The 1,411-nt window shown below is 68.0% G+C and carries 1 pseudogene; it reads left to right on the forward strand.

Annotated features, from left to right (window positions below):
- Positions 1 to 1,411, forward strand: a pseudogene (locus ABZV94_RS41615) (hypothetical protein); the annotation flags it as partial.

A 1,411-nucleotide genomic window follows, 5' to 3' on the forward strand; every position in this document is an offset into this window, starting at 1 on the left:
TTCGCGGACGAGTCGGCGTATCAGGTCGACTACACGAATCTGATGATCCTGCTCCAGATGGCGATGTTCCTGCTGGAGTGGGCGTTCACGCTGATCATGGCGATCTGGAACCCGTTCGGGGCGATGATCCGGCAGGCGATGCTGCGGTCGCTGTACCAGGCGATCCTGCGGAGTCTGGTCATGCGGGTGCTGATGTCGATCCTGATGCAGCAGGTCATCAACATCGGTCTCGCGGTGGCGATGGACCGGCTGACGCAGTGGATGCTGGCCCAGCAGGGCAAGACCACCAGGAAGGGCTCGGACTACCTGGTCCAGGCGGTGGGTTTCGGCGCGGTCCAGGGCGGTCTCGCGGTCCCGATGCAGTTCGCCACGGCCTGGTTCGCGAAGAAGCTGACCGACCTGATCGGCAGCGGCTCCCGCAAGAAGCTGTTCAACGAGCTGGCCCAGTCCCTGGAGAAACGCCCCGGCGTCAACCGCAATGTGACCCGGAACGCGGACGACCTCGACGACAACGGCGGCGGCGGAGCCCCGTCACCCGTGCCGCGCCCCCGCCCCGAAGGGGATCTGAACCCGCCGCCCACGACCGGCCTGCCCACCCCCGGGACGGGGGGCGGGGGTCCGGGTGTGGACCGGGTGTTCGCGCGGGACTTCACGGACTCCCTGGCCGCGTTCTCGAACACGTTCAGCCGTGACGGGGCCGACCCGCTGTTCCAGACGGCGGGGTTCACCGACGCCATGGGTGTTCTGTTCGCCCGCCGTTTCGGTGACGACCTGGGCGGGGAGGCCGCCGAGAACCTGGGCCGGACCTGGGCACGCACGTACGCCGAGAACATGATGGACCCCAATCTGGGGCCTTCCCTGAGCCGGGTCCTGCGTGAGAGCGCCCTCCCGGACGCCTACGGCGACGATGTGGTCCGGGCGATGTCGATCGGGGTGGGCGGCCTCTTCGACCAGAAGGGAATCGGCGCCAAGATCCTGAACTTCCTCGTCGACGGAGTCGGCGAAGGACTCCTCGGGTACGGCTCGGAGGTCCTCTACAACGGCTTCACCACGAAGGAGTTCACCGGCAGCTCGGCGGGTTTCTACTCGGCGATGCTCAGCGAACGCCTCACCAGGGCACTCGACATCAACGCCGAGTTCCTCGGCTCCGGCCTCAAGAACACCCTCAACGACATCACCACCAAACTCGGCCTGGGGGCGGTCTTCGGCGCCTCCCAGATCAACCAGCTGCCCACGGACACCCCGATGTCGTCCGGGAACACCACCGGCGGCACCAATGGCGCGCCGGGGACGAACGGCACCGGCACCACGGGCGGTGCGCCCGGCACGGGCGGGCGTCCGCCGGTCACCTCCTCGCCGAACCTCGACCTGGACCCGTTCTCGTCGCCGACCATCACTCCCAACCCGCTGC

Origin of the sequence: Streptomyces sp. NPDC004658 (assembly GCF_040609555.1) — a bacterium.
GTDB lineage: Bacteria > Actinomycetota > Actinomycetes > Streptomycetales > Streptomycetaceae > Streptomyces.